The organism is Arthrobacter sp. 05T47, from assembly GCF_056395825.1.
On the sequence record NZ_JBFTKG010000015.1, the window covers coordinates 42,775 to 67,095 of the forward strand.

At 67.0% G+C, this 24,321-nt stretch carries 21 protein-coding genes; 8 read left to right on the top strand and 13 right to left on the bottom strand.

Annotation, left to right across the window (positions count from 1 at the left end; genetic code table 11):
- Positions 1 to 8 precede the first annotated feature (8 nt).
- Positions 9 to 710: a hypothetical protein gene (locus AC1DEY_RS12200; RefSeq protein ID WP_476868156.1), complete on the top strand. Its 702-nt coding sequence runs from the start codon at positions 9 to 11 to the stop codon at positions 708 to 710.
- On the opposite strand, the gene AC1DEY_RS12205 is transcribed toward AC1DEY_RS12200, so the two are convergent.
- Positions 707 to 2,776: a DUF6541 family protein gene (locus tag AC1DEY_RS12205; protein ID WP_476868157.1), complete on the bottom strand. Its 2,070-nt coding sequence runs from the start codon at positions 2,774 to 2,776 to the stop codon at positions 707 to 709. The two genes, AC1DEY_RS12200 and AC1DEY_RS12205, sit on opposite strands and share 4 nt — an antisense overlap.
- Positions 2,777 to 2,854: 78 nt before the next feature.
- A complete protein-coding gene (rfbA, locus tag AC1DEY_RS12210) occupies positions 2,855 to 3,724 on the bottom strand; it encodes a glucose-1-phosphate thymidylyltransferase RfbA (protein ID WP_390203977.1) in 870 nt (289 codons plus the stop codon).
- 252 nt (positions 3,725 to 3,976) lie between these two features.
- Here rfbA and AC1DEY_RS12215 point away from each other — a divergent pair, with 252 nt between their 5' ends.
- Positions 3,977 to 4,981, top strand: coding sequence for an acyltransferase family protein (locus AC1DEY_RS12215; RefSeq protein WP_476868158.1), 1,005 nt, complete (start codon positions 3,977 to 3,979; stop codon positions 4,979 to 4,981).
- A 32-nt stretch (positions 4,982 to 5,013) separates the two neighbouring features.
- Here the strand turns inward: AC1DEY_RS12215 and AC1DEY_RS12220 are convergent, their stop codons facing one another.
- The 7 genes from AC1DEY_RS12220 to AC1DEY_RS12250 form a co-directional block, all read right to left on the bottom strand.
- Entirely contained in the window at positions 5,014 to 5,907 is an 894-nt protein-coding gene (locus AC1DEY_RS12220; protein WP_476868159.1) for a glycosyltransferase, read from the bottom strand.
- Positions 5,908 to 5,924: 17 nt separating this feature from the next.
- Complete coding sequence (locus AC1DEY_RS12225; RefSeq protein ID WP_476868160.1) at positions 5,925 to 7,019, bottom strand: NAD-dependent epimerase/dehydratase family protein; 1,095 nt, start codon at positions 7,017 to 7,019, stop codon at positions 5,925 to 5,927.
- A gap of 24 nt (positions 7,020 to 7,043) precedes the next feature.
- A complete protein-coding gene (locus AC1DEY_RS12230) occupies positions 7,044 to 7,931 on the bottom strand; it encodes a glycosyltransferase family 2 protein (protein ID WP_476868161.1) in 888 nt (295 codons plus the stop codon).
- A 1-nt stretch (position 7,932) separates the two neighbouring features.
- Positions 7,933 to 8,424 (bottom strand): DUF2304 family protein, encoded by a 492-nt coding sequence (locus tag AC1DEY_RS12235; RefSeq protein ID WP_476868162.1) that lies wholly within the window; start codon positions 8,422 to 8,424, stop codon positions 7,933 to 7,935.
- Positions 8,425 to 8,426: 2 nt separating this feature from the next.
- Entirely contained in the window at positions 8,427 to 9,176 is a 750-nt protein-coding gene (locus tag AC1DEY_RS12240; RefSeq protein ID WP_476868163.1) for a glycosyltransferase family 2 protein, read from the bottom strand.
- A gap of 77 nt (positions 9,177 to 9,253) precedes the next feature.
- On the bottom strand, positions 9,254 to 10,195 hold the full coding sequence (locus AC1DEY_RS12245; protein WP_476868164.1) for a glycosyltransferase: 942 nt from the start codon (positions 10,193 to 10,195) through the stop codon (positions 9,254 to 9,256).
- Entirely contained in the window at positions 10,182 to 11,417 is a 1,236-nt protein-coding gene (locus tag AC1DEY_RS12250; protein WP_476868165.1) for a polysaccharide biosynthesis protein, read from the bottom strand. The genes AC1DEY_RS12245 and AC1DEY_RS12250 overlap by 14 nt, the downstream gene beginning before the upstream one ends.
- An 87-nt stretch (positions 11,418 to 11,504) precedes the next feature.
- On the opposite strand from AC1DEY_RS12250, the gene AC1DEY_RS12255 reads away from it, so the two are divergent.
- A complete protein-coding gene (locus AC1DEY_RS12255; RefSeq protein WP_476868166.1) occupies positions 11,505 to 12,257 on the top strand; it encodes a glycosyltransferase in 753 nt (250 codons plus the stop codon).
- A 22-nt stretch (positions 12,258 to 12,279) separates the two neighbouring features.
- Here the strand turns inward: AC1DEY_RS12255 and AC1DEY_RS12260 are convergent, their stop codons facing one another.
- The gene (locus tag AC1DEY_RS12260; protein WP_476868167.1) at positions 12,280 to 14,106 is read right to left on the bottom strand and encodes a GH25 family lysozyme; all 1,827 of its coding nucleotides are present in this window, start codon (positions 14,104 to 14,106) and stop codon (positions 12,280 to 12,282) included.
- Between the two features lie 154 nt (positions 14,107 to 14,260).
- Between AC1DEY_RS12260 and rfbB the strand changes: the two genes are divergently transcribed.
- Both rfbB and AC1DEY_RS12270 read left to right on the top strand, forming a co-directional pair.
- Positions 14,261 to 15,259, top strand: coding sequence for a dTDP-glucose 4,6-dehydratase (gene rfbB, locus AC1DEY_RS12265; RefSeq protein ID WP_476868168.1), 999 nt, complete (start codon positions 14,261 to 14,263; stop codon positions 15,257 to 15,259).
- A gap of 3 nt (positions 15,260 to 15,262) precedes the next feature.
- Complete coding sequence (locus AC1DEY_RS12270; RefSeq protein WP_476868169.1) at positions 15,263 to 16,687, top strand: sugar nucleotide-binding protein; 1,425 nt, start codon at positions 15,263 to 15,265, stop codon at positions 16,685 to 16,687.
- 132 nt (positions 16,688 to 16,819) lie between these two features.
- Here the strand turns inward: AC1DEY_RS12270 and AC1DEY_RS12275 are convergent, their stop codons facing one another.
- Together AC1DEY_RS12275 and AC1DEY_RS12280 are read right to left on the bottom strand one after the other, a co-directional pair.
- Positions 16,820 to 18,493 carry a DUF2142 domain-containing protein gene (locus AC1DEY_RS12275; RefSeq protein WP_476868170.1) on the bottom strand — a complete coding sequence of 558 codons (1,674 nt, stop codon included), beginning with the start codon at positions 18,491 to 18,493 and terminating at the stop codon, positions 16,820 to 16,822.
- Positions 18,490 to 19,494, bottom strand: a complete 1,005-nt coding sequence (locus AC1DEY_RS12280; protein WP_476868171.1) for a substrate-binding domain-containing protein — start codon at positions 19,492 to 19,494, stop codon at positions 18,490 to 18,492. Before AC1DEY_RS12280 ends, AC1DEY_RS12275 begins: the two co-directional genes overlap by 4 nt.
- A gap of 266 nt (positions 19,495 to 19,760) precedes the next feature.
- Between AC1DEY_RS12280 and AC1DEY_RS12285 the strand changes: the two genes are divergently transcribed.
- Positions 19,761 to 20,237, top strand: a complete 477-nt coding sequence (locus AC1DEY_RS12285) for a GtrA family protein (RefSeq protein ID WP_476868172.1) — start codon at positions 19,761 to 19,763, stop codon at positions 20,235 to 20,237.
- Here the strand turns inward: AC1DEY_RS12285 and AC1DEY_RS12290 are convergent.
- Entirely contained in the window at positions 20,234 to 21,760 is a 1,527-nt protein-coding gene (locus AC1DEY_RS12290) for a DUF2142 domain-containing protein (RefSeq protein ID WP_476868173.1), read from the bottom strand. The genes AC1DEY_RS12285 and AC1DEY_RS12290 overlap by 4 nt on opposite strands.
- 476 nt (positions 21,761 to 22,236) lie before the next feature.
- Between AC1DEY_RS12290 and AC1DEY_RS12295 the strand changes: the two genes are divergently transcribed.
- Both AC1DEY_RS12295 and AC1DEY_RS12300 read left to right on the top strand, forming a co-directional pair.
- On the top strand, positions 22,237 to 23,460 hold the full coding sequence (locus AC1DEY_RS12295) for a CpaF family protein (protein ID WP_476868174.1): 1,224 nt from the start codon (positions 22,237 to 22,239) through the stop codon (positions 23,458 to 23,460).
- Positions 23,460 to 24,314 carry a type II secretion system F family protein gene (locus AC1DEY_RS12300; RefSeq protein ID WP_476868175.1) on the top strand — a complete coding sequence of 285 codons (855 nt, stop codon included), beginning with the start codon at positions 23,460 to 23,462 and terminating at the stop codon, positions 24,312 to 24,314. The genes AC1DEY_RS12295 and AC1DEY_RS12300 overlap by 1 nt, the downstream gene beginning before the upstream one ends.
- Positions 24,315 to 24,321 lie beyond the last annotated feature (7 nt).

The window sequence follows — 24,321 nt, forward strand, 5'->3', positions numbered from 1 at the left end:
CAGCCACCATGAGTCCAGCCRGCCCGGCTGCATCAGGGCCCACCACCCCGGGCCGCCGGCGCCCGGCGCGGAACACCTGCCTGCTCGCCCTCGCGGCAACCCTGGCCCTGGGCGCCTGCACAGCGGCTCCGGCTCCCGCGCCTTCAGCTGCGGTCACGACGCCGGAACCGTCGGCCCCCGCCGCGGCCCCCACCCCGACGGGGACCGCCGGCGTCGCCCCCGGCAACGAACCATTGACACACGACGGCCGGACCGTGGTGCCGGCGCCGGGCTCCGACTGCGCGCAGCCGGCACTGGCGGAGATCCGCCGGGTACTGGGCACGGTGGCTGGCAGCGTTCAACCGGCCGACGTTCAGGCCTCCACCAAGGACGGCGTTGACGAACTCGTGTGCACCTTCGCTTTGGCCCCGGTCGGTGCCGGGCAGGCCGCCGACGTGGGCAACGCACTGATCGTCTCGAGGACCACGGTCCCGGACCAGGCGGGGCTGGACAGCCTCAAGCTGCCGCGGCTGATGATGACGCCGGAGCCGGTCCCGGAGGCCGGCGCCAAGGCGTGGTATTCGGTCAACCGCCTGACCGGGACCACGGAATACGTCCTGGAGATGGTGGATGGTTTGTCCGTGGTCAGGGCCACGCTTGCCCTCCCGGCGGACGCGGCCGAACCCGAGGCAATGAAAGGCAAACTGGCCGAAGTGGCAAGGCTCAGCTAGCGGCAGGCCGTGACTTCGTACAGCCGGGCGGCGCCCTCCGCCAGCACCAGCCGGACGGCCAGCGAGTTGTTCAGGTTCTCCAGCCCCGGGAAGGGGTGGTCGCCGAAGTGGACTTCGTTGGATCCAAAGTCCAGGACGTAGCGGACGCCGGTCGCCTTCAAAGCGGCGCAGACGGCCGGATCGGTGTCGGCGTTCCGGAGGTCCCGGTTGAGGGTCTCGACGTCGGCCGTGTTGGCCGTCAGGATGTGCTTTGCCGTGGTCTCTCGATGGGCGATGGCATACGCCAGCGCCCCGCCCGTCCACGGGTTCACGGCGATGGCCGCGTCCGCGGGAACAATCTGGTCCAGCTTGTCGATGATCTTCTGTTCGTCCGTTGAGATAAGCAGCGAATGCTCGGTCTCGAGGTAGCTTTTGCGGGCCGAGCCGATTGCGAACCTCATCGAGGGAATCTGGGAAGCAGCGACCGCCAGGGCGAGCGCGCTGCAGATGACCGCGTAGGCAACCGTGCTGCCGTGGCCGGGGCTTGCATGATCCTTGACGGGCCGCGCCGACCCGGCCGATCGTGACTGTGCCAGCCGGTCCAGCCGGCGGCGGAGCCAGCAGGCGACGGAATCGACGCCGACGGCGGCAAACGGCAACGCGGTCAGCGGCAGGAGCGCAGCGAGCCTGTTGCTGTCGTTGTACCAGATTCCCGTCAGGGCGCTGCGCAGATCGCTTTTCATGGTGCCGGAGACGACGACGTACAGCACGGCGATGATCACAAAGCCGGCAATCATCCATGTCCTGCCGCCGCGCCGCCAGCACAGGAACAGGCCGATCAGCATGAGGACGCTGACGCCGATCGCGGCGGGGCGGTCAATGGCGCCGTTCACCAGGACATCCCAGACCGCACCGCGGGGTGTCTGCAGCGGCTCCCAGAACGCGGCGTCCTCCGGCGGCCGGATCGTGGTCCACAGCGCGTAGAGGGCCACTGCGCCGAGGCCGAGGCCGACAGTGGCAAGGATCCAGGGAGTCCGGTGCCGGGACCGGTATTCCCGGTTGCCGGCGAGGCGTGCGTACGCCTGCAGGATGATCGGAACCGAGAGGGCCACCAGCGACATGAAACCGTTCGGGTGGGCCAGGGCCAGTCCCGGAAGGACCAGCAGCGGAAGCGTGAACCTGGGCGCCGGTGGCCATTCCAGCTGCCGCGCCACCCGGAACAGGAGGGCAATGCTGGCAAGGACGGCCGGCAGCATGCTGATGGCCAGGAAATTCGGATACAGCACGCCGAAGTCCAGCAGCAGGATGGGGAAGGGAGCGAACAGGGCAGCCAGGACCGCTGCGGCCCCCACTGCCACGGGCCGGTTGCCCGCCACAGTCCGTGTCAGCATCATGCAGCCCAGCGGCCAAACGAGGGCCGCGATAGCCATGTTCAGGACGTTTACGGCCACCGTAAGGGGCAACCCCGTCAGCTGGATAAAGGCCGCAGCCAGTCCGTGCCACGCCGCCGGATAGAAGTAGGGGGCCGCGTCGCCGCTGGTCATCTTGGACATCGTCAGAGAGGAGGCGCTGCCCGTATCCAGGACGTACCGCACGCCGTTCAGGTGGAACACGTTGTCAAAGGTCTGGGAGAAGTTCTCCGGGGAACCAAAGGCCAGCGCGAGTTCCACCAGGATCATCGCCGCCCCCACGGCGAACGCCGCGGCGACCCACGCCCCGCTCCGTGGACGGCTCGCCGGCGACTGGGTGGCCGGAGACTCGGACGCCGGAGACTGGGAGGCCTCGGTGCGCCAGGGGAGGAAGGCCTGCCGCAGACTGCAGCCCGCGCGCCGGATTCCGCGGAGCCGGATCCCGGCGATCACGGCGGAGAGCAGGAGTCCGCCGGCGAGGACGGCAGCAGGGGTCCACGGGATGGACGCGAACGGGAGGAGCACTGCCAGCACCGCCGCGATGGAAATCGTGACCGGTCCGGCCAGGGCCGCCGCGGAGAGCCCCCTCAGGCCGAGGCTGGCAGTCACGAGGGCTCCGGGCAGCAGGAGGAACAGCATCGCCTCAAGCACATACGGCAGCGTCTGGAGCCAGTTCAACGTTTCAGTCCGGGACAGATGCGGGCACCGGTAAGTAGCGGCCCGCCGCAGGCGGGCGCGTCAGGAGAGCCGGGCACGTCAGATGGTCTGGTCCAGCAGTCCCAGCAGATAGGCTCCATAGCCGCTCTTGACCAGGGGTTCCGCGCGCTGGCGAAGTTCGTCGTCGGTCAGGAAGCCCAGCCGCCAGGAAATCTCTTCCGGAGCGCCGATTTTGAGGCCCTGGCGGTTTTCCACCGTGCGGATGAAGTTTGAGGCGTCGCTGAGATCATCGAAGGTTCCGGTGTCCAGCCAGGCAGTTCCGCGGGGGAGGATCTCCACCTGCAGCTTGCCGCGTTCCAGGTAGGTCCGGTTGACGTCGGTAATTTCCAGCTCGCCGCGGGCCGAGGGCTTTAGGTTCTTGGCGATGTCAATGACGTCATTGTCGTAGAAGTACAGGCCCGGCACGGCGTAGTGGCTGCGCGGCTTTGCGGGCTTTTCCTCCAGCGAGAGGGCCTTGCCGTCGTCGTCGAATTCCACAACGCCGTAGGCCTTGGGATCCCGGACCCAATAGCCGAACACGGCACCGCCGTCGATGTCGGCGTGCCGGCGCAGCTGCGTGCCCATGCCCTGGCCGTAGAAGATGTTGTCACCGAGGACCAGTGCCACGGTCTCGTTCCCGATGTGCTCGGCACCGAGCACGAACGCCTGCGCCAGACCGTCAGGCGAGGGCTGCTGGACGTAGGTCAGGTTGACGCCGAACTTGGACCCGTCGCCCAGCAGCCGCTGGAACTGTTCCGCGTCGTGCGGCGTGGTGATGATGAGGATGTCCCGGATGCCCGCGAGGATCAGCGTGGACAAGGGGTAGTAGATCATCGGCTTGTCATAGACCGGGACCAGCTGCTTGCTGATGCCAAGGGTTATCGGGTGAAGCCGGGAGCCGGTACCGCCGGCCAGGATTATTCCACGCATGGGCCCAATCCTCCCGTACCTTAGCCGGTCACAGCAAACCCGGCACCGCTTTCAGTGGGCCCGGGGGAGGCGCTCGGCGGCCGGGGCCGGGGGCACGCGGGAGGCCGCGCAAGGTAGAATTACGGGTCTGGACTACGTAACGGGTCTGGACTACGCAACGAAGGATACCGGGATTTGAGCTCAGCTGTACTGACACCCAACGCAAAGCCGGCTCCGGCAGTGGGGAGCCGGCTGGACCCGAGGAAGAACAGCTTGAACCTCATCAGGCTGATTCTGGCGTTTTCGGTCCTGCTGGCGCACAGCTGGCATGTCGTCGGCGCCGGCAACGGCTGGGGGTTCCGCGGTGAAAACCTCGGTGGCTGGGCTGTGGCCGGATTCTTTGGCATCAGCGGTTATCTCATCACCGCCAGCCGGTTTGGCAGCGGGATCGGCCGGTACCTGGTCCACCGCGTCGCGCGCATCTTCCCGGCCTTCATCGTCTGCCTGGTCTTCATGGCGTTCGTCTTCGCCCCGATCGCCTACGTGATCCAGCACGGTTCGCTGCACGGCTTCCTGCAGACGGCCACCACACCTTTGAATTCCATCTTCGCGAACCTGTCCCTCCGGATTGTCAGCTATGACATTGCCGGCACCCCGGCCGGGGTGCCCTATCCGGGCGCGTGGAACGGCTCACTGTGGACCCTCTATTTTGAGTTCATGTGCTACCTGCTGGTCGCGATGATGGGGTTCATCCCGTTGGTCCGCAAGACCCCGTGGCCCATCATCGCCGCATTCATCGCCAGCGTGGTCCTCTGGGCCAACATCGGTGTCCTGAAGCCCTACTTCCAGTCGAACCTGGATTTTGAACTCGCTGCACGCCTGGTCCCGTACTTCCTCGGCGGCGCGGTGGTGCAGGTGCTCAGCAGCAAGATCGGCATCCACAAGGTCGCGGGGCCGGTCGCGATCGTGCTGGCTGGCCTGTCGATCTTCTTGGTGGACGGATTCGGCGGCCAGCTCGCCGCCCCCTTCATCGCCTACGGCCTGCTGTGGATCTCCACCTGGCTTCCCCAACCGGCCATTGTGGCCCGTCACGACATTTCCTACGGCGCCTACATCTACGCGTTCCCCGTCCAGCAGATGCTGGCCGTGTTCGGGGCGTACCACTGGGGCGTGCTGTGGTTCACCGTGGCGGCCACGCTGTGTACGATCCCGCTGGCAGCGGCCAGCTGGTTCTTGATTGAGCGCCCGGTCATGAGGCGGGCCAAGAAAGCCGGCTGACCGGCACGCAGCCCCTGCCGAAACGCCAGGCGCTAGCGGCGCGCGCGGGGGCCCGAGACGCCGCGCACGCCGTCGGCCACCCCGCGGAGAGCATTTGCCAGCCGGATGCCGCGGCCGGGGGCCAGCAGCGTGACGATCGCCAGGTGACGATAGTCGGCCAGCAGGCCCTTGAGCGTCCACAGCGGAAAGCGCCGGCCGTACTGGCGGGCGAGCAGGATCCGGTTCCGGAAGAGGTAGTAGTAGCGCCAGTCCGCGGCCGTCCTGACCTTCAGCGGACGGCCCGCGACGGACACGTCACGGCCAAAGACGTTGGCCGCTGCCGGGCTGCCCAGGGCGTGGTTGAGCGAAGCGTCCGGCGCCAGTACGGTGCGCAGCCCTTCGGCCTCGCAGCGGAGGAAGAACTCGCTGTCCACGCCGTCGATGAACAGCGTGCCCTGGAAGAGGCCGAGYCGTTCCAGCACCGGTACGGGCACCAGGAGTCCTGACTGGATGGGCTCGCCGCCGAGCTGGATGCCGTTGAGGACCGGGCCGCGGCGCACCGGCAGGCCTCGGACCGACGCCGGYGCGACCATGCCGACCTCGACGCCGGCGTGCCGGGCGGCCGCCGCGGCGGCGAGGAGCGCACCCACATACCCGGCACCCAGGAGCGAATCCTGGTCCATGGTCAGGATGTAGTCCGGCTTCGGCTCAGCCGCCAGGGCGGCGGAGATTCCGGCGTTGAGCGCCGCGGCGATGCCGGAATTCTCCTTGAGCCGCACCGGTATGCAGCCCATGGACTCCAGCTCGGCCAGGATCCGCGCGGGGTCCTCGGGGCTGCCGTCGTCGACCACCACCACGGCATCCACCTGGGCGAGCAGCGCGGCGGCGTTGGCCAGCACGCCCTCGTCGGGGTTGAACAGCGAGACGACGGCGGCAGTCTGGGGCACTGGGGTGTCCGTCCGGGTCAGGCGGGCTGGACGTCGGGCTGGGCGTCGATCCAGTTGGCGAGCCGGTCGATGCCCTGGGCCAGGTTGTACTGCGGGGTCCAGCCGAGCACGGCCTTCGCCGCGGTGATGTCTGCCCAGGCGTGCCGGACATCGCCCTGCCGGTACTGGCCGGTGACGTGCGGTTCGGGGGCGTTGTAGTGCTTTGCGATGAGCTGCGCCGCGGTGCCGATGGTCTGGAACTCGCCGGATCCGATGTCCATGGGCGCGCCCTGGACCGTGGCCGAGAGCGCGCCGGCGACAATCGCGGAGGCGACGTCGTCAATCAGGATGAAGTCGCGGCGCACTTCGCCGTCCTCATACAGCGGAATGGACTTGCCGCCCATCGCCATGCGGCAGAACAGGCTCATGATGCCCGTGTACGGGTTGATCAGCGACTGGCCGGGACCGTAGACGTTCTGCAGCCGCAGGATGACCGTCTCAACACCGTAGGACTTTGCCCAGGCCTGCAGGACGTGCTCCTGGGCCAGCTTGGTGGCGCCGTAGACGCTAACGGGGGCCGGGAACGTCTCGGAGGCCTTCATGGGCAGCGGGGTGGCGCCGGGGAAGTCCCACTGGGACTGGTCCAGGGTGGCGCTGGTGCGCTGACCCGGGTAGAAGGCCTTGCCATCGGCTTCGCTCCAGGCGCCCTCGCCGTACACGGCGCGGCTGGAGGACAGGACGATCCTGCGCGGAAGCTTGCCGTGGCGGTTGAGGCCGTCCAGGAGCTGGGAGGTGCCCACGACGTTGACGTGCGTGTGCCGGGTCGACTCTTCCAGCGACTGGCCCGTGCCGGTCTCGGCGGCCAGGTGGATGACGACGTCGGGGGTGTGCGCGGCCAGGACCTTGTCCCAGGTCCCGGCTTCGGCGACGTCGGCCACGATCAGTTCGGCCCGCGCGTCGAGCTCCGCGGGACGTTCGCCCGTGGCATGGATCTGCGGGTGGAGGCTGTCCACCACAATCAGCGAATCGAAGGCGTCTGCGAGGGAGGCGGAGATGGCGCAGCCGATGAAACCGGCGCCGCCGGTGACAAGGACGGTTCCGCCGGGGCGTGCGGAGGTTTCGGAAGAAGTCACAGCGGACCTTTCGTTGCGGGGCGTTTACTTGCCGAAGGAGTGGCGCACGAGGGCGCTGACGGCTGTGGAGTTGCGGTCCAGGACGGCCTGCGGAAGCAGGGAGAGCGCGTGGGCGCGGGACGTGAGCCTGAGCTGGGCGGCGCGCTTGGCCCGGTTCCAGCCCAGCGCGTCGGCCTGTTCCGCGGAGAGGGCGAAGTACTCGCGTTCGCCGGCGAATCGTGAGCCGTCCACCAGCTTGGTTGAGGAGGCGCTGTTGGAGTGCCGGCGGTACTGGAAGCACACCGTGGGCTCGATCAGCAGCTGGTCGCCCTTGTAGATCATGTCCATGATGAGGGCGAGGTCCTGGATGATCGGGAACCCGTCGCGGAAGTCCACTTCGCGGATCTTGTCGGTCCGGAACGCCAGCGAGGGCCAGTAGAGCCAGTCGCCGTGCATGAGGTTGCTGGCGATGGCCTCGCCGGCGATCAGCTGCTTGCCGCGGCCCCGGGGGCGGACGAGCTTCTGCTTGACGGAGTCCGCGAGCGTGGCCACCACCTGGCTTTGTTCGTCGATGACCTGCACGCCGGGCTGGATGATTGCCGCGTCGGGAAACCGCTGGTGGGCGGCCAGGATGACGTCTACGTAGTTCGGCAGCAGGACGTCGTCGCAGCCGAGGATGACCATGATTTCCTGGCTGGCCATCCCCACGCAGGTGCGGTAGTTCTCCGTGATGCCGGCGTTGACGTCCTTGCGGATGTAGCGGACCCGCTCGTCCTGGATTCCGGTCATGTACTCGGCGATTTCCGTGCCGGGGTAGGCGTCGTCAACCACGGTCAGGAGCCAGTCGCCGTTGTCCTGGGCCAGGACACTGCGGACGGTTTCCTTCATGAAATCGGGGTCGCCCCAGTAGGGAATGAAAATATCGAGGGGCATCTTAGGCTTCCGAGCTTTCGGCGGGACGGTCGGTGGTGTGCGTGCCGGCCGGGGCGGCCGGGGCGGGCGCGCCCGCATGGGGAGCCGGGAGGGGATCAGGCCGCGGCGCCGCATGGGGCGCCGGGCGGACCGTGTCCAGGGTTGCCAGGTGGCGGTGCTGCTCGAGCGACTCGAGCTGGGTGCGCAGGATGGCGACTTCCTCGGCCAGGGTCCTGGTTTCGTCCTCCACGACGGAGATTTCCCATGACAGGTGCAGGCAGACGCCCAGCAGCATGAGGATGCTCATGGCGAAGAGCAGGTTGGAGGGGATCTGGACGCCGACGTATTCGGCGACGATGTTCAGGAGCCGAGGGAAGGCGGCGAGGACCAGCGTGGCGACACCGACGATCAGCCAGAGGACAGCGTACTTTTCCCGCAGCTTCTTGCGCCGGAGCATTTCGATGACCAGGGCAACGATGGCAAGCGCCAGCAAAAAGGCGGCGATATTTCCCATTCCTAGGCTCCTGCGGGTTCAGCGGCCCGGGCGGCCAGTCGTGTGGGCTTCCGGGTGAGGGCGAAGAGCAGGGCGAACACGGACCTTCCGAGATAGATGGCGGCCTTGACCGGGTTGTGGCTGGGTTTGCCGCCCTGGCGTGCCCGCATCTCCACGGGCACCTGCGTGACCGTGCAGCCCGAGCGGATGGCCACGACGAGGGAGTCGATGGTGTCGCCCAGGTATTCGGCGGGGTAATGGTCGAGGTACTGGGCGACTGCGCGCTCGTTGGCGGCCCGGAAGCCGCTGGTGACGTCCGTCAGGCGCGTCTTGGCGAGGCCGGAAATGACCTTCGCCAGCAGCTGCATGGCCCACTTCCGGGGACCGGTGACCTTGTATTCGCCGCGGTCGGCGAAGCGGGCGCCGATCGAGATGTCCGCATGCTCGAGGCCCGCGAGGACCTCGTCGATGTTCCGGGGATCATGCTGGCCGTCCGAGTCCACCTGGATGACCTGGGCGTAGCCGAGGCGCTGGGCGTACTTGAAGCCGGCCCGCATGGCGCCGCCGACGCCGAGGTTGAAGGGCAGGTTCAGGACAGTTGCGCCGGCAGCTGCTGCCGAGTCCGCCGTCGAGTCCGTTGAGCCGTCATTGACGACCAGTACGTCGTAGCGGGCATTCGTGTGGAGGACTTCCCGCACGGTGCTGCCGACTACGTCGCCTTCATTCCAGGCAGGCATGATCACCAAGACGCGCGGGGAGGGTAGGGCTTCCATATCGTCCAAACTATATCAATTGCGTTCAGGTTCCTTGCTGGCGGGGGCCGCCCAGGCGGGGCAGGGCGGCCAGCCCGTCAGAGCAGGCGCCGTTCCAGCTCGGCCGGAATGCGCCCGGTCGAGCCCCGGAACGCGTCCGCGAATCCGGCGGCGGCAGCCCGCAGGAGCTTGCCGCGGCCGGGGCTGAAGGCAAAGCGCAGGACGTGCGCCTTCAGCTCCTCCACCAGGCGCCGTAGCACCCAGCCCGGATATCTGCGCAGGTAGCGCAGGGTCAGCAGGGTGCCGTTCCGGCTGATGTAGTAGACCCGGCTCGGGGAGTGGTAATTGTACGAAATTTCCCGGCCCAGGACCCGCAGCGGGCGGCCGAAAAGCCGGCCGGGTTCGCGCTGTCCGAGGTCGTGGGCGATGTCGCAGCCCTCGCCCACGAGTACGGCGAGCCCGGCGGCGCGTGTGCGCATGGTGAATTCGGAGTCCACGCCGTCGATAAACAGGGCCTCCTCAAAGGGGCCGAGCCGGTCCACGGTGGCGGCCGGGATGAGGAATCCGGACTGCATCGGATCGAAGGCGTGAACGAACCGGCCATCGGCGTGCAACACGGGGATGGGGTGTCCGCTGTACGAGGCGGCCGTCACGAACCCGACGCCGACGCCGGCCGCGGTGGCCTGCGCGTAGGTGGCCAGGCCCCGCCGGACGTACTCGCCGGTGGGACGGGAGTCCTGATCCAGGGTGAGATAAAAGTCCGGGTTCCAGCGGGTCCGGGCATCCGCCACTCCGGCGTTCAGCGCGGCAGCGATTCCGGAATTCTTCGGCTGCCGGACCACCAGGGCGCCGGCGTCCGCGAGACCGGCCAGCACGGATTCGGAGCCGGCGGGAGATCCGTCGTCAACCACGACGACGTACTGCACCTGCTGCTGGAGGGCACGCACCGTGTCGGTCAGCGATGGATCGGGCCGATAGGCGGCGACGACGGCGACAACGGTCTGCGACGGATCATTTGGCGACGGATTATTTGGCGGCAACTGCGTCCATACTTTCTTTGGCAAGCACTTTCGACCCCGGGATCAGTAGAGTCACGAACAAAATGGCTTCGCTGAGGGCCATGCCCAGCGCGATGCCCGGGGCGTTTCCCCTAGACCCGGCAAAGATCATGGCCGCGACCCCGAACACGGCCGAAATCAGCGTCCAGCGCAGCACCAGGCCCTGCTGGCCGGCCGGGATGAGCAGGTTGCGGATGAACGGCGTGCTGGCGCTCAGGAAGAGGAACGCGAGCCCATAGTAGAGGCACAACTCGGTAGTTGCCTGGGCCTGCCCGGCAAAGAGGAGGCTGCTGACAAACGGTCCGGCGGCCGTCAGGACCGCCGCGCCGATCACGCCGAGGCCGATGTGGGACCAGATGGCTGCCAGGTGGCGCCGCTTGCGCCCGGACGCATCGCGCTCCAGGGTCCAGCCCTGGAAGGCATTGCCGAGGGCCACCACCGTGAACAAGCCGAACCGGTAGAGGGTGTCGGCCGTCGCCAGGGCAGCCGATGCCGCCGGGGCTGTGGTGGCGGTCGCAATCGGGGTGGGCGTGGAGGCGTAGGCATTGCCCGCGAGGCTGATCCCCGCAGTCCGGCCCTGCCCTCCCAGTTCGCGGACGGCGCCGCGGAGATCGCGCGGCCACCAGTTGCCCCCGGGGGAGTAGGTCCGGTGAAAGAAGATCAGCGAGACCAGGGCCGTGGCCGCGATCAGTGCCGTGTAGTACCACAGCTGAKGGGTGATCAGCAGGACGGGAACCGCCAGGGCAGTGGCGATGAAGCGCGGGACGGTGTCGTAGACGGCCAGCAGCCGTGGCTGGCCCAGGCCGATGCAGAACCACGCCGGCGACATCCCCGCGATGGCGACCGCCCAGGCCATGGCCACGGCGTCCCACCGGAATGCGGGTACGGCCACGAATGCGGCGACGACGGCGGCGGCGGGCAGGGTCAGGACGAGCAGCAGCAGCCGGGTCCGGATGCTGCGCAGGTAGACACTGGCCCGCTCGGTGCTGGTGGCTGCCCGGGCGACGGCGACGGGCCCGTCCACGTTCCAGCCCCACATCAGCACCGTGGCGGCGAAAGTGCCGATCGCCTGTCCGGAGATGACGCTGGAGATTCCTTCGCCGCCGACGAATCCGGAGATGACCGGGATCAGCAGCAGCGGGGTTATCAAGGACAGCAGGGGCAGAACGGTGAACCCTGAAAGTCTTAACAGTATGGTTCTCATTCGAGCCGGAATCCTTGTTTCTGAGACATCGTCCTTCGATCCTACGGGATGCCGGGGCGCTGCCCGGGGTCCCCTAGGATGGTGCAGATGAACGATCAGAACCAGTTGCCCGACGTTCCGCTCCGCGCCAGCATCTGCATGGCCACCTACAACGGCGCGGAGTTCGTGGGGGAGCAGCTCGCCTCGATCCTGGCCCAGCTGGGCCCCGACGACGAGGTCGTGATCGTCGACGACGCCTCCAAGGACCACACCGTGGCGGCCATCCGGGAGCTCACAGATCCCCGGATCCGCTTGATCGAGGCCGCCGCCAACCAGGGCTACGTCCGTTCCTTCGAGCAGGCCGTGCGGGCCAGCCGTGGAGCGGCAATTTTCCTTGCGGACCAGGACGACGTCTGGATTGAAGGGCGGCTGGACGCCATGCTGGAGGCGCTTCAGACCCACGCCGTCGTGGCCAGTAACTTCGATGTGCTCGGCGGCGGCGAACGTCCCCGGATTCCCCGGCTCCGCGCCGCCGACAGCGGCCGGCACCGCGCCAATCTCTGGGGCATCCTGGTGGGCTACCGCGCGTACTACGGCTGCGGGATGGCCTTCCGCCGGGAAGTGCTCGGCAGTTTCGTCCCCGTTCCCGCCTACCTGCGCGAGTCCCACGACCTGTGGCTGGCGATCCTGGGCAACACTGCCGGCTCGATCCGCCACCTGGACGCCCCGACCTTGCTGCGACGGCTGCATGAGAGCAACGCGACCCCGCGTGGCTGGCGCTCGCTCCGCGTGATCCTGGCTGCCCGGGTGGTGCTCGTGCGCCTCATGGTCGAGGCCCGCCGGAGGCTCCGGCAGTCCTAGCCGCCCGGGCCTGGCGGCCCTCCTAGAAGTAGGAGACGTCCACTGTCCGCTTGGTCAGGCTGTTGGTCAGCTGCCAGCTGTTGCCGCGCACAATGCCCACAGTGGTCAGCTTGTCCCCGTTCCAGTCCCCGGTGATGGGACGGTCGGAGCCGACCCCGAAGGCGATGAAGTTGGACACCACAGGGGACTTGATGCGGTTGCTCAGCCACCACTCTCCGTTGCGCCACACCCCGATGCTGGTTTTCCCGTCCCCGTCCCAGTCGCCGGCGATCGGCGTATCGGAAGGAACGCCGAAGCCGGTGTACTCATTGACCACCGGGTTGTTGACGTTGTAGCTGACCTGGAAGCTGGCGTTGCGCCAGATGCCGATTCCGTCCCGGCCGGAGCCGCTCCAGTCGCCCACGATGGGTGTGTCGGATCCGACGCCGAAGCCGACGACCTTTGTGATGGCCCGGGTGTTGATGTCGTCCACGAGCCACCACATGCCGTTCCGGAAGACCCCGATCCCGGCCCGGCCGTCCCCGTTCCAGTCGCCGACGACGGGCTTGTCGCCCGGGCTGCCGTAGCTGAAGCAGCGCCGCGGCGCGGAGGGCATCTGCAGGCACCAGAATCCGTCCTTGAACCAGCCGGTGTAGGACTTGCCGTCTCCTGCCCATTTGCCGCTCAGCAAGGTAGCGCCCGGGATCAGGCCGATGGGATAGGTGTCAGGCGTGGAGGCGAATTTCCGCAGCTGGTCCATCGAGCCGTTGAAGACGTTCTGGTCGCCAGGGAACGTGGCCCTGGTGGTCTGGGACGCGTCAGCGAAGGCGTTGGCGTACTGCCAGGCCGTATAGGTGGGCCAACCGCCGGGAACGGCGGGCGAACTGGTGTAGTAGGAGGCCAGCCAGAGCGGGTTCACCTGGCTGAACTCGCTGGTGTTGCCCAGGCAGTCGCGCCAGAAGTAGTAGCTGGTGTAGATCATGGCCTGTTTGTTGGTCATGCGGTACACGGTCTGGGTGAAGTCGCGGACCCAGGTGGCCAGCTGCCCCGGCGAGGCGCCGTAGCAGCGGTTTAGGCCGGCATAGGGGTTGTCTTCGATGTCCAGGACCGGGGGCATCGTGATGCCGTCGGCGGACCAGCCGCCGCCGTTGTTGACGAAGAACCGGGCCTGGGCGGCGCCGTCGGAAACATCCGGCCGGCCGAAGTGGTAGGCGCCGCGGAGCAGCCCGACAGAACTCGCCCCGGTGTACTGGGTCCCGAATTCGCTGTTGCGGTAGGTGGTGCCCTCCGTGGCCTTGACGTAGGCGAAGCGGGCGCCGTTGGCCTTCACGGAAGACCAGTTGACGCTTCCCTGCCAGGAGCTGACATCCAGGCCCAGCGGCTGCCCGCGGGTGAAGGAGGGCTGCTCCGCCACCCAGGGCTCGGTGGCCTGGGTGATCGGGACCTGCTGTGTCCTGGCCATGGCAGCCGAGGCCGACGCCGGGTTGAGCCCGGCCCGGCCCATGCGGGCCTGGCCCTGTTCCGGCGCGGACTCCGCGGCGGTTGCCGCCTGCACCCGGGCGGACGGCGACGCCGGGGCGGTGGCAGCTGCGCTGGCCTGGGCCGGCGCGGTTGCGGGGGCCGTGACGGGGGCGCTGGCCGGCGCGGTTGCGGGTGCCGTGGCAGCAGCGGTGCTGCTGGCCGACGTCGCGGCCGGTTTGGGAGCGGCAGTTTTGGGGGTGGCGGCGGGCGCAGGGGCCTTAGTGCTGGCCGCGGGGGACGGGCTGGGCGCTGGTGCCGCAGAAGCAGGATTAGCCCAGGTCAGCGCCAGCGCGAAGGGAAGGCAGAGTGCCGCCGCGGTCCGTAGTTTGTGGATTCTAGTTGTCTTCACCATTACTCCGGAGGGTCTGGACAGAGGCCAAGATCACCCCCGCATGTGCGTAAAGAGTAACCAATTGCCCCCATTGATACCACTGTGGCCAATGTTGCGATTGGTGTGTCAGTCCCGGCGAAGGGAGATTTTTGGCAGCCGGTAAGCTGGCTTAATGCAGAAACTCCTTGTCACCGGCGGTGCCGGATTCATCGGTTCCAATTTTGTCCACTACGTACTGGAGAACACAGACCACCACATCACGGTCCTCGACAAGCTCACCTACGCGGGCAATGTGGAATCACTGGCGGGCCTGGCTGCAGACCGCTTCACGCTGGTGCAGGGCGACATCTGCGACGCCGCTGTGGTTGAAAACCTGGTGGCCGCGGCCGACGTCGTGGTCCACTACGCGGCCGAATCCCACAACGACAACTCCCTGCACGATCCCCGCCCGTTCCTGGACACGAACATCATCGGAACGTACACGCTGATCGAGGCCGCGCGGAAGCACAACAAGCGCTTCCACCACATTTCCACCGACGAGGTCTACGGCGACCTCGAGCTCGACGACCCGGAGCGGTTCACCGAGAGCACGCCGTACAACCCCTCCAGCCCGTACTCCTCCACCAAGGCGGGTTCGGACCTGCTGGTCCGCGCCTGGGTGCGGTCCTTCGGCCTGCAGGCGACCATCAGCAACTGCTCGAACAACTACGGCCCGTACCAGCACGTGGAGAAGTTCATCCCGCGCCAGATCACCAACGTGATAGACGGCATCCGGCCCAAGCTGTACGGCAAGGGCGAGAACGTCCGCGACTGGATCCACGCCAATGACCACTCCTCTGCCGTCCTGGCGATCATCGCCAAGGGCCGGATCGGGGAGACCTACCTGATCGGCGCCGACGGCGAGAAGAACAACAAGGACGTCGTCGAGCTGATCCTCAAGCACATGGGACAGGCCCCGGACGCGTACGACCACGTGGTGGACCGGCCCGGTCACGACATGCGGTACGCGATCGACTCCGCCAAGCTCCGCGACGAACTCGGCTGGGAGCCGCAGTTCTCCAACTTCGACGCCGGCATCGAGGACACTATCGCCTGGTACCGGAACAACGAGGACTGGTGGCGGCCGCAGAAGGCCGCGACGGAAGCCAAGTACAAGGAACAGGGCCAGTAGATCATGTCGATCGAGTTCTCGAAGAAGCTCACAGCACACGAAACCCCGATTCCCGGCGTCGTCCTCTACGACCTYCCGGTCCACGGTGACAACCGKGGCTGGTTCAAGGAGAACTGGCAGCGSGAAAAGATGGYGGCSCTGGGCCTGCCGGACTTCCGCCCCGTGCAGAACAACATCTCGTTCAACGAGTCGGCCGGCACCACCCGGGGCATCCACGCCGAGCCGTGGGACAAGTTCATCTCCGTGGCCACCGGCCGGATTTTCGGCGCCTGGGTGGACCTGCGCGAAGGCCCGACGTTCGGGGCGGTCTTCACCGCCGAGATTGATCCCAGCCAGGCCATCTTCATTCCCCGCGGGGTGGGAAACGCCTTCCAGACGCTGGAGGACAACACCGCCTACACCTACCTGGTCAACGACCACTGGTCCGCCGACGCCCAGGGCCAGTACACGTTCCTGAACCTGGCCGACGAGACCGCCGCGATCAGCTGGCCGGTGCCGCTGGACCAGGCCGAGCTCTCGGAGAAGGACAAGGCGCACCCGCGCCTGGCCGATGTCACCCCGATGCCTCCGAAAAAGGTCCTGGTGGTCGGCGCCAACGGCCAGCTCGGCAAGGCATTGCGCAAACAGTACGACGGCGATGCGTCCGTTGAGTTTGCCGGCCGGGACGCGTTTGACCTCGGCAGCGAAGACGCCTTCGCCGGAAGGAACTGGAAGAACTACTCCGCCATCATCAACGCCGCGGCCTACACCGCCGTTGATGCCGCCGAGTCGGCAGAGGGCCGCGCCGCCGCCTGGGCGGTCAACGTCACGGCGGTGTCCCGGCTGGCCCGCACCGCCGTCGAGCACGACCTCACGCTGGTGCACGTGTCCTCGGACTATGTCTTCGATGGCACGCGCGCCACGCACGACGAAGCGGAACCCGTCGCGCCGCTGGGCGTGTACGGCCAGACCAAAGCCGCGGGCGACGCCGTCGTCTGCGTGGTGCCCCGGCACTACATCGTGCGCACCAGCTGGGTGATCGGCGAGGGCAACAACTTCGTCCGCACCATGGCCTCGCTCGCGGAGCGCGGCATTGAACCCTCGGTGGTGGATGACCAGATCGGGCGGCTGAGCTTCACCGAAGACATTGCCGCCGGCATCGCGCACCTGCTGGAATCGGGCGCCGATTACGGGGTCTACAACCTCAGCAACGACGGCGAGCCGCAGTCCTGGGCGGACATCGCCGCCGACGTCTACGAGCTTGCCGGCAAGTCGCGGGACGCCGTGACCGGTGTCAGCACGGAGGAGTACTTCAAAGGCAAGGCCGTCTCGCCGCGCCCGTTGAACAGCGCCCTCGAGCTGGACAAGATCAAGGCCGCCGGGTTCGTTCCGCCGCTGTCCTCCGAACGGCTGAAGCAGTACATGGGCGCAACGGTTTCCCAGCACTGAGCAGGCACCCAGAACTGAATCACCCCTGAATGCAAAGAAGACCCGTTCACTTCGCGTGAACGGGTCTTCTTGGCGCTCCGGGCGTCCCGGCCTAGCCGGCTCTGCCGGCGACGCTGCGGCGGGCGGTTCGGCTCAGCCGGCTTCCGTTGCGGCGACGGAGCGCTTGGCTGAACGCTTCGTCCTGAACCGCAGGGCCCGCTTCGGAAGCAGCGCATGGCCGGGGAAAAGATAGCTGAACAGCTTGGACGCACAGAACAGCACCGCGGCCGCGAAAGCCAAGGTGAGGACCTCCCACGTCAGCGGCGGCTGCCAGCCGGGCACGGTGAACATCGTCTGCCAGTTGGCCGTCTCCTGCAGCCCCACAACGTAGCGCCGGAGCACGTTCACGAAGGCGTAGGTATGCGCGATGCAGCCGGCCAGCAACAGGATCCGGGCGATGGTCCGGCTCTGCGGGCGCCGTCCAAACGGGCGGAACCGCATGGCGAGGCCGGCCGAGATGATCGCGATGGTGAACAGCGGCAGGCTGTACCGGCCCTGCCAGATGAAACCGGCGGTGTTGATGAGGGCAGCCTGCACCACGGCGGGGACCACCGCCAGCAACCCGACCGCCACCCAGAACGCCGCCTGCAGCCGGTAGGGCCGGACCAGCAACACCGTGAGGATCAGGCCGAACAGCAACATGTTCCAGAACATGTGCACAGCCTGCGGAACGGGAGCATCCAGCCACCCCGCGACGCCAATGTACTGGCCGGCAAAGTCAAAGGACTTGTCCATCATAGTCAGGAACGCGTTGTAGGGCCGCACCTCGCCGGCGACGTTCGAGATCCCGGCCGGGGCTTCGCCGGCGGAGGCCGGCGCCCTGAACATCAGGAAATTCCACGCTATGCCCAGGACGATTCCCACGGTGGTCAGCGCCGTCACCGCCAGCACCACCCGGTTCTTGAAGATGGCGAAGAGGTCCGCGCGGCGGAAGAAGAGGCAGGCAACGATTGCGCCGCAGAGCAGCCACAACAGGGACACATTGCGGGTGTTGGCGAGCGTCGCGGCCGCGATGCCGACGGTCAGGATGCCCGGGCGGGCCCGCTCGAGGTGCCGCGAATTCTCCAGCACGGACACCAGCCCGCAGAAGGCGGCCATGGAGGCCGCGATTTCCAGGGAATTGGGATTGATGCCGCTGGCGAGGAACAGGACCATCGGCGTCGTCGCAATGGTGGCGGCGATCAGCGGCCACTTCGGGTGCCGCATGCGGGACAGCGCGGTGAAACCGGCGGCGTAGAAAGCCGCGGACAGCAGCCCGCTGACGATCCGCATTGCGAAGATCGCCGGCGCACCGGACATGAAGAGGCTGGGCAGCCCGACAAGCCAGTAGTAGAAGGGGTTGTAGAGCCCGGCAGATGTCACGCCGATCGTGAGGTCGTTGTCATCCATGGGGATCGCCGGGGCGCAGCCGGCCGGTTTCGTCACCTGGAAGGGGAAGCACATCTGCGACTGCACGTTGGCGATGTAGGACGGAACCTGCACGTGGACGCCGTGGCCATAGGATTCGCCCGGACCCGGGAAGAACTGGCCCCGGGCCACTGCGGCCGCCTTGATGGTGTGCGAGGGTTCGTCCGGGTAGGCCATGAGCGGCGTGGCCAGGATCCACAAGGTGATGAGGATCGAGAGCAGCCCAAAAACGGGGAGGAAGAAGCCCCTTCCGCCGCGGGTGGTCTGGGACAGCGCGAACCGCCGCGCCTTTCGGCCGGGCTGGGTGCCCGCCGCGGAGCCTGTGGGGGAGGGACGTTCCGCCTCGGTTGCGTCGATCACTGTGCGTCCCCGATCGTGTCAATCAATCTCTTGGATTCCCGCACGGCCTCTTCACTGGGGGAGGTGACGTTGGCGAAGTACGTTGAGGTGACCTGGCCGTCCGGGCTGAGGACATAGTCCCCCCAGGACTTTACGAGGGTGCTCAGTTGGTGGTTTGAATACTCGCTGCAGAACGCCTGGTAGCTGACGACGCCGAGGGCGTAGCCCTGCCCGCTGGTCTCGGGCAGCGTGAACTCCACTCCCGTGGGCAGCTTCCGGGTGCTGCCTTCCTGGGCGGCCACCGTGGCCGAGTCCTTGGACATGCGGACGTAGCCGCCGCCGAAGGAGAGCAGCGCGGTTTCGAAGCGGCTGCCGATCGAACCGAGGTCCATGAAAGCAATGCCGCCGGCAGTCTTGTCGACCTTGTCTGCGAGGTCGGAGTGCTTCTTGACCGTGACGGCGTTCTCGGCCTTGGGCCAAGTGGCGGAGACTCCCGAGGTCCACGCTGCGTCGGCGCTGAGGTACTTTGTGGCCGCCTCGGTTTCGATGCTGGGTTCCGTGGCCGTGATGGGAACGATGTCATCGGACGGGAGGGATGTCCCCGGATTGATGTCCGCGATTTCGGGTGCGTCCCAGCGCTTGATGGAGCCGGAGAAGATCCCGGCCAGGACTTCGCGGGAGAGCCTGACATTCCGAAGGCTGGGGTTGTTGAGGGCGACGCCGATCGAGGTCACGGAAACGGGGACGGAAAAGGCGCCCTCGGGGCCGCAGACGTCCTTCGTCTGGTTCTGCTGGTCCGGGGTGAGGGGGCCGTCCAAGGCCGCGAAGTAGGCCTGGCGCGTTGCCAGGGCGGTCAGTCCCACGTTGGATCCGTCCGGCGAATAGTTCAGCGACGTGGCGGTGAGGTCCTTGCTCCAGGCATTGCTCCAGGCGCCAATCGGGTCCTTCTGCACGGGCGTGCCGATCGCGGTGAGGGATCCCCGGACCTCGCTGACGGGCGCGCCGCTGGAGCAACTGGTCACTCCTATTCCCAACAGCAGAATGCAGGCGAGAGCTCCGCCAGTGGACCGATTGCGCAAAGAATTTCCCTTCCCGTTCCGGAATGCCTCCAGAACCCTTCCCTCTTACCCTAACCGGTCCCGGTGTGTCGATGGTTATCAGATCATGCGGCAGGGCAGTCCACAGGGCGGGCGGTACTGGACTAGACTTGCCGGATGTCCCCGCTAAATACGATGCCCGGACACGTTGGCGTTTATAGGCGGTATGTTCGAACAATGTGGATGGAACCGTGAGCCTTGCTCGCCGCATAAGGACATCCGTGCGCGACGGCTTCCTGGTTAAGTTCCTGGTGGTCGGAGGCCTTTCCTTCGCCATCGACCTCGGACTCCTGGCCCTCCTCCACGAGGTGGGCGGCGTCGATCTGTGGATCGCCACCCCCATCGCCTTCCTGACCAGCCTGGTCTTCAACTTCTTCGTCCAGAAGAACTTCACCTTCCAGTCCGGGGCCCGGGCACACGTCAGCTTCCTCAAGTACGGCGCCCTCGTGGTGTTCAACGTCGTGGCCACCGACGTGATTGTCAATCTCATCGCGGTTTCCGGCCAGTCCTATGCGCTCGGCAAAGTGATCGCGACCATCGTGACTACAGTGTGGAACTTCCTGCTCTACAAGCACTGGATCTTCAAAGCCGCACCGGCGAACGGCGGCGACACGGTTGACCTGGACGCCTCGGCGACTCCCGCCGGCGGCGCCCACAACCGCCGCTAGCGCAGGCTTGCTCCGGCCGTCACAGGTTCTTCGGGCCGGGACTGGCCAGCGGACAGCTGGCGGTAGAGCAGGAATCCCGCCAGCGCGGTCACTCCCAGATAGGCAATGGTCAGTGGGAGCCAGCCCAGCGGGGGCTCCCACTTGGTCGCCCCGAACATGTCGCCCCAGTTGGCCTCGTTGAACGTTCCGACACCGTACCTGCGCAGGGCGTTGGCGAACACCGCCGTGTGCGCGGCCGCGGTGAGCCCGATCGTCCAGGCGGCGATCCGCTTTGCGAAGGCCGTGTCCGGAAAAGGATGGGAGCGCAGGGCCAGCCCGGCGGCCAGCAGCATCGGAACCACCACGGGCAGGAGATACCTGCCTTGCCAGATGTAGCCAAGCTCCGAGACAACCTGTGCCTGAAGTACGGGCGGGATGATGATGGTGGCGGCGAACAGCACGATGAATCCCAGCCGCGGCCGCCAAGCTTTGGTGGACACCGCGGCAACCATGAGTGCGCCGGTGAGGCAGGCCCACCAATAGAACACTCCGGTGGGGCCGTTGGTGTCCAGCCATCCCAGCTGGGCCACGTAGGAGGCCGCGATGTCGAACGTCCGCTCGAGCATGGTGGCGAAGGCCTGCTCGGGGGTGACCGCGCTCGGTGTGCCCAGCAGGCTGGCGAGCGTGTTGGACGACTTGAGCCAGAGGAGGCCGCAGGCTGCTGCGACCGCGATCAATCCAGTCATGGCCAGGACGAGCTTGTCCTTGAGCAACAGCAGCAGATCCCGCGCGGGGACCATGAGCAGGGCGGCAATGACCGCGAGCGCGAGCCAGAGCAGTGACAGTGCCCTGGTGTTGGCTAGGACGGCGGCGGAGATCCCCACAACAACAACGTTGAACCGGACCCTGGACAGGTCCCGCACATTTTCAAGGACCAGGCACAGGTTGACGAACACCGCCGACGTCGTGACGATCTCCAGGGCGTTCGGGTTGATCGACCCGCTGAGGTAGAGAACCATGGGGGTGACGGCGATCCCCGCCGCCACCACAGGCCAGCGCCGGTTGGCGAACTGTGTTGTCGCGAAGATCGTTGCGGCCAGGAACAGGGAGCACAACAGGCCGCTGAGGATCCGCATGGCATAGATGGCCGGCTCGCCGCTCAGGATCCGGGAGGGCAGGCCCGCAGCCAGGTAGTAGAGGGGGTTGTAGTTGCCCGCTGATGTGCCGCCCGGCGTCGGCTGCCGGTCTTCGGCGTTCAGCCCGGGGGAGCAATCGGCGGTGACGTTTACCTTGAACGCGAAACAGGTCAGCGCCCCGGTGTCGGCGATGTACTTGGGGACCACGACCATCAGTTGTTCGCCCTGGTTCTGGCCCGACGTTCCCAGGAACTGCCCCCGTGCCACTGCGGCGGCCTTGACCGTGTGCGCCGGTTCGTCGGGAATCGACATCAGGGGCGAAGCGAGGCTCCACAGGGTGCTGAAGAGTGACAGGATCAGGAAAATCGCGCCGAAACGCCGGAGCGGAGCGGGGATCCTGGTCTGCACGGGCTTAGTGTCCGCAGGCTCCGTTTCCGCGGGCTCAGTCGGGCGGGGCCGCAGCGCTCTGCGCAAGGGAAGACTCATGGGTTCAGTGCACCATTTCACAATGAAAGACGCGTCCTGCGCCGTCGAAACGCCGCGGCGGAATGCTGCCGGTCAGGATTTGGCAGAGCACGGTGCCGGGACGCTGGGGCCAGTCGGTCCCCCGTCGATCGTAGGGCTATGAGGCGCCGCTATCAAAGGCAGGGTAGGGGCACAGTTTTAAAGCGCGGCTCAAAAGCGCGGCGCGCGCGATCGGATGCTTTGGCTGGAGCGATTGGGACCAGTGGGCCTGTTGTGGCCAATGGGGCAGGTGTTAGGCGGCCATTGGCGGCTGTTATCCACAGACGGCGATCAATCCCTTGCCCAGCCGGTCTGTGCCGCCTAGGTTTAAGCCACTTTCACCGCCCTGGCACTGGGGCGGAAGTCATATGGGGGGCCGCGTGGAGGCTGTACGCATTGTCGAGGACGAGGTCCGCGAGCTGATCCGCCGGCGGGGCCTCGACCCCCTGCGGCAGACCGGAGAAGTCCGTCGCCTCGTCGAGGCGGCGGTCAGCGACTACGACGAGCGGGCCCTCCTGGCGCCGCTGCCTCCGTTGGGCCCGTTGGAGTCCGCCCGGAGATTTGTCTTCGACGCCGTCGCGGGCTTTGGCGCACTCCAACCGTTCCTGGACGACCCGGGCATCGAGGAAATCTGGCTCAACGCGCCAAATGAAATCTATGTGGCGCGCAACGGCGAATCGGAACTGACCTCCGTGTCGCTGACGGACCAGCAGGTCCGGGACCTTGTGGAGCGGATGCTGAAAAGCTCCGGTCGTCGCCTGGACATGTCCTCACCCTTCGTGGACGCTTCCCTCCCGGACGGCTCCCGTCTCCACGTGGTGATCCCGGACGTCACCCGGCGTCACTGGGCCATCAACATCCGCAAGTTCGTCGTCAAAGCCAGTCGGCTGGAGCATCTCGTGGAGCTGGGGACGCTGACGCCCCAGGCGGCCAGGTTCCTCGGTGCGGCCGTCGCCAGCGGGCTCAACATCCTGGTCTCGGGCGCCACACAGGCCGGCAAGACCACCATGCTCAACTGCCTCGCCGCCAGCATCGGCACCCGGGAACGGGTCATCACAGTGGAGGAAATATTCGAGCTGCAGCTGCCGCTCCGCGACGTCGTCGGTCTCCAGTGCCGGCAGCCGAATCTGGAGGGTCAGGGGGAGATTCCGCTGCGCCGGCTCGTCAAGGAGGCCTTGCGCATGCGGCCGGACAGGCTGGTGGTCGGTGAAGTCAGGGAGGCAGAGAGCCTGGACATGCTGATTGCTTTGAATTCCGGGCTTCCCGGGATGTGCACCGTCCATGCGAACTCCGCGCATGATGCGGTGACGAAAATTTGTACGCTGCCGTTGCTCGCCGGCGAAAACATCTCCAGCGCGTTCGTCGTACCCACGGTCGCGTCCTGCATCGACCTGGTGGTCCATTGCAGCAGGCACGCCAACGGCCGCCGGCAGGTCACGGAGATCCTCTCACTGGGCCGCCGGGTGGAAAACGGGATCATCGAGTCTTCCATGGTGTTCACGATGTCGGACGGGCAACTGCTGCCCAAGGCCAACTCCATGCCGGCCGCGGAAAAGTTTGCCCGCTCCGGGTACGACGTCGCGGCGCTGCTGGAGCCGCGCTGATGGCGCCGCTCCTGGGGATGCTGGGCGGGGCAGGCCTCCTGCTGATCTGGTGGTCCGCGTGGGAGAAGCCCGGGAGTGCGCGGCGCAAGCCTCGGACCAGCCGGCTCGAGGACCTCTTGCGGTCGGCGGGCATTGAAAAGGTCAGTGCGGCGGGGCTGCTCGCCTCCTGCCTTGGCGTCGGGGCGATCACGACACTCGCATTCTTCGCAGTGACCGGTTCATGGGCGATCTCCGGATGCTTTGGCCTGTTTGGCGGCTGGCTGCCGATGGCCATGGTCCGGTGGCGTGCACGGAAGCGCACCGCTGTCCTGCGCCAGCTCTGGCCCGACGTCGTTGATCACCTCCGCTCAGCCATCAGAGCCGGACTGTCCTTGCCCGAAGCTCTTATCCAGCTGGGCGACAAAGGCCCCGTTGAGCTTCGCCAGGTGTTTGTGGACTTCGGTTCCGACTACCGTTCGGGAGGCCAATTCGATCCGTCGCTCACCCGGCTCAAGGACCGGCTGGCCGATCCCGTGGCGGATCGGATCGTCGAGGCCCTCCGGCTCACCAGGGAGGTGGGCGGCTCGGACCTCGGGCGCCTGCTGGGCACGCTCGCCGAGTTCCTGCGGGAGAGTGCCCGGACCAGGAGTGAGCTGGAGGCAAGGCAATCCTGGACAGTCAATGCCGCGCGCCTGGCCGTGGCTGCGCCGTGGATTGTCCTGGTGTTGCTGGCCAGCCGTCCCGAGGCCGTGATGGCCTACAACACCCCGCTCGGGGCGGCAGTTCTCCTGGGCGGCCTTGCTGTTTCCCTGGTGTCCTATGCGGTCATGCTGCGAATTGGTGCGCTGCCGGAAGAACAGCGGGTCCTCCGGTGACGGGGCT

Coding starts and splice junctions, on each gene's coding strand:
- AC1DEY_RS12230 (WP_476868161.1), bottom strand. CDS start 7,931: ATGCCCCTCGATATTTTCATTCCCTACTGGGGCGACCCCGATTTCATG.
- AC1DEY_RS12300 (WP_476868175.1), top strand. CDS start 23,460: ATGGCGCCGCTCCTGGGGATGCTGGGCGGGGCAGGCCTCCTGCTGATC.
- AC1DEY_RS12240 (WP_476868163.1), bottom strand. CDS start 9,176: ATGGAAGCCCTACCCTCCCCGCGCGTCTTGGTGATCATGCCTGCCTGG.
- rfbB (WP_476868168.1), top strand. CDS start 14,261: ATGCAGAAACTCCTTGTCACCGGCGGTGCCGGATTCATCGGTTCCAAT.
- AC1DEY_RS12235 (WP_476868162.1), bottom strand. CDS start 8,424: ATGGGAAATATCGCCGCCTTTTTGCTGGCGCTTGCCATCGTTGCCCTG.
- AC1DEY_RS12255 (WP_476868166.1), top strand. CDS start 11,505: ATGAACGATCAGAACCAGTTGCCCGACGTTCCGCTCCGCGCCAGCATC.
- rfbA (WP_390203977.1), bottom strand. CDS start 3,724: ATGCGTGGAATAATCCTGGCCGGCGGTACCGGCTCCCGGCTTCACCCG.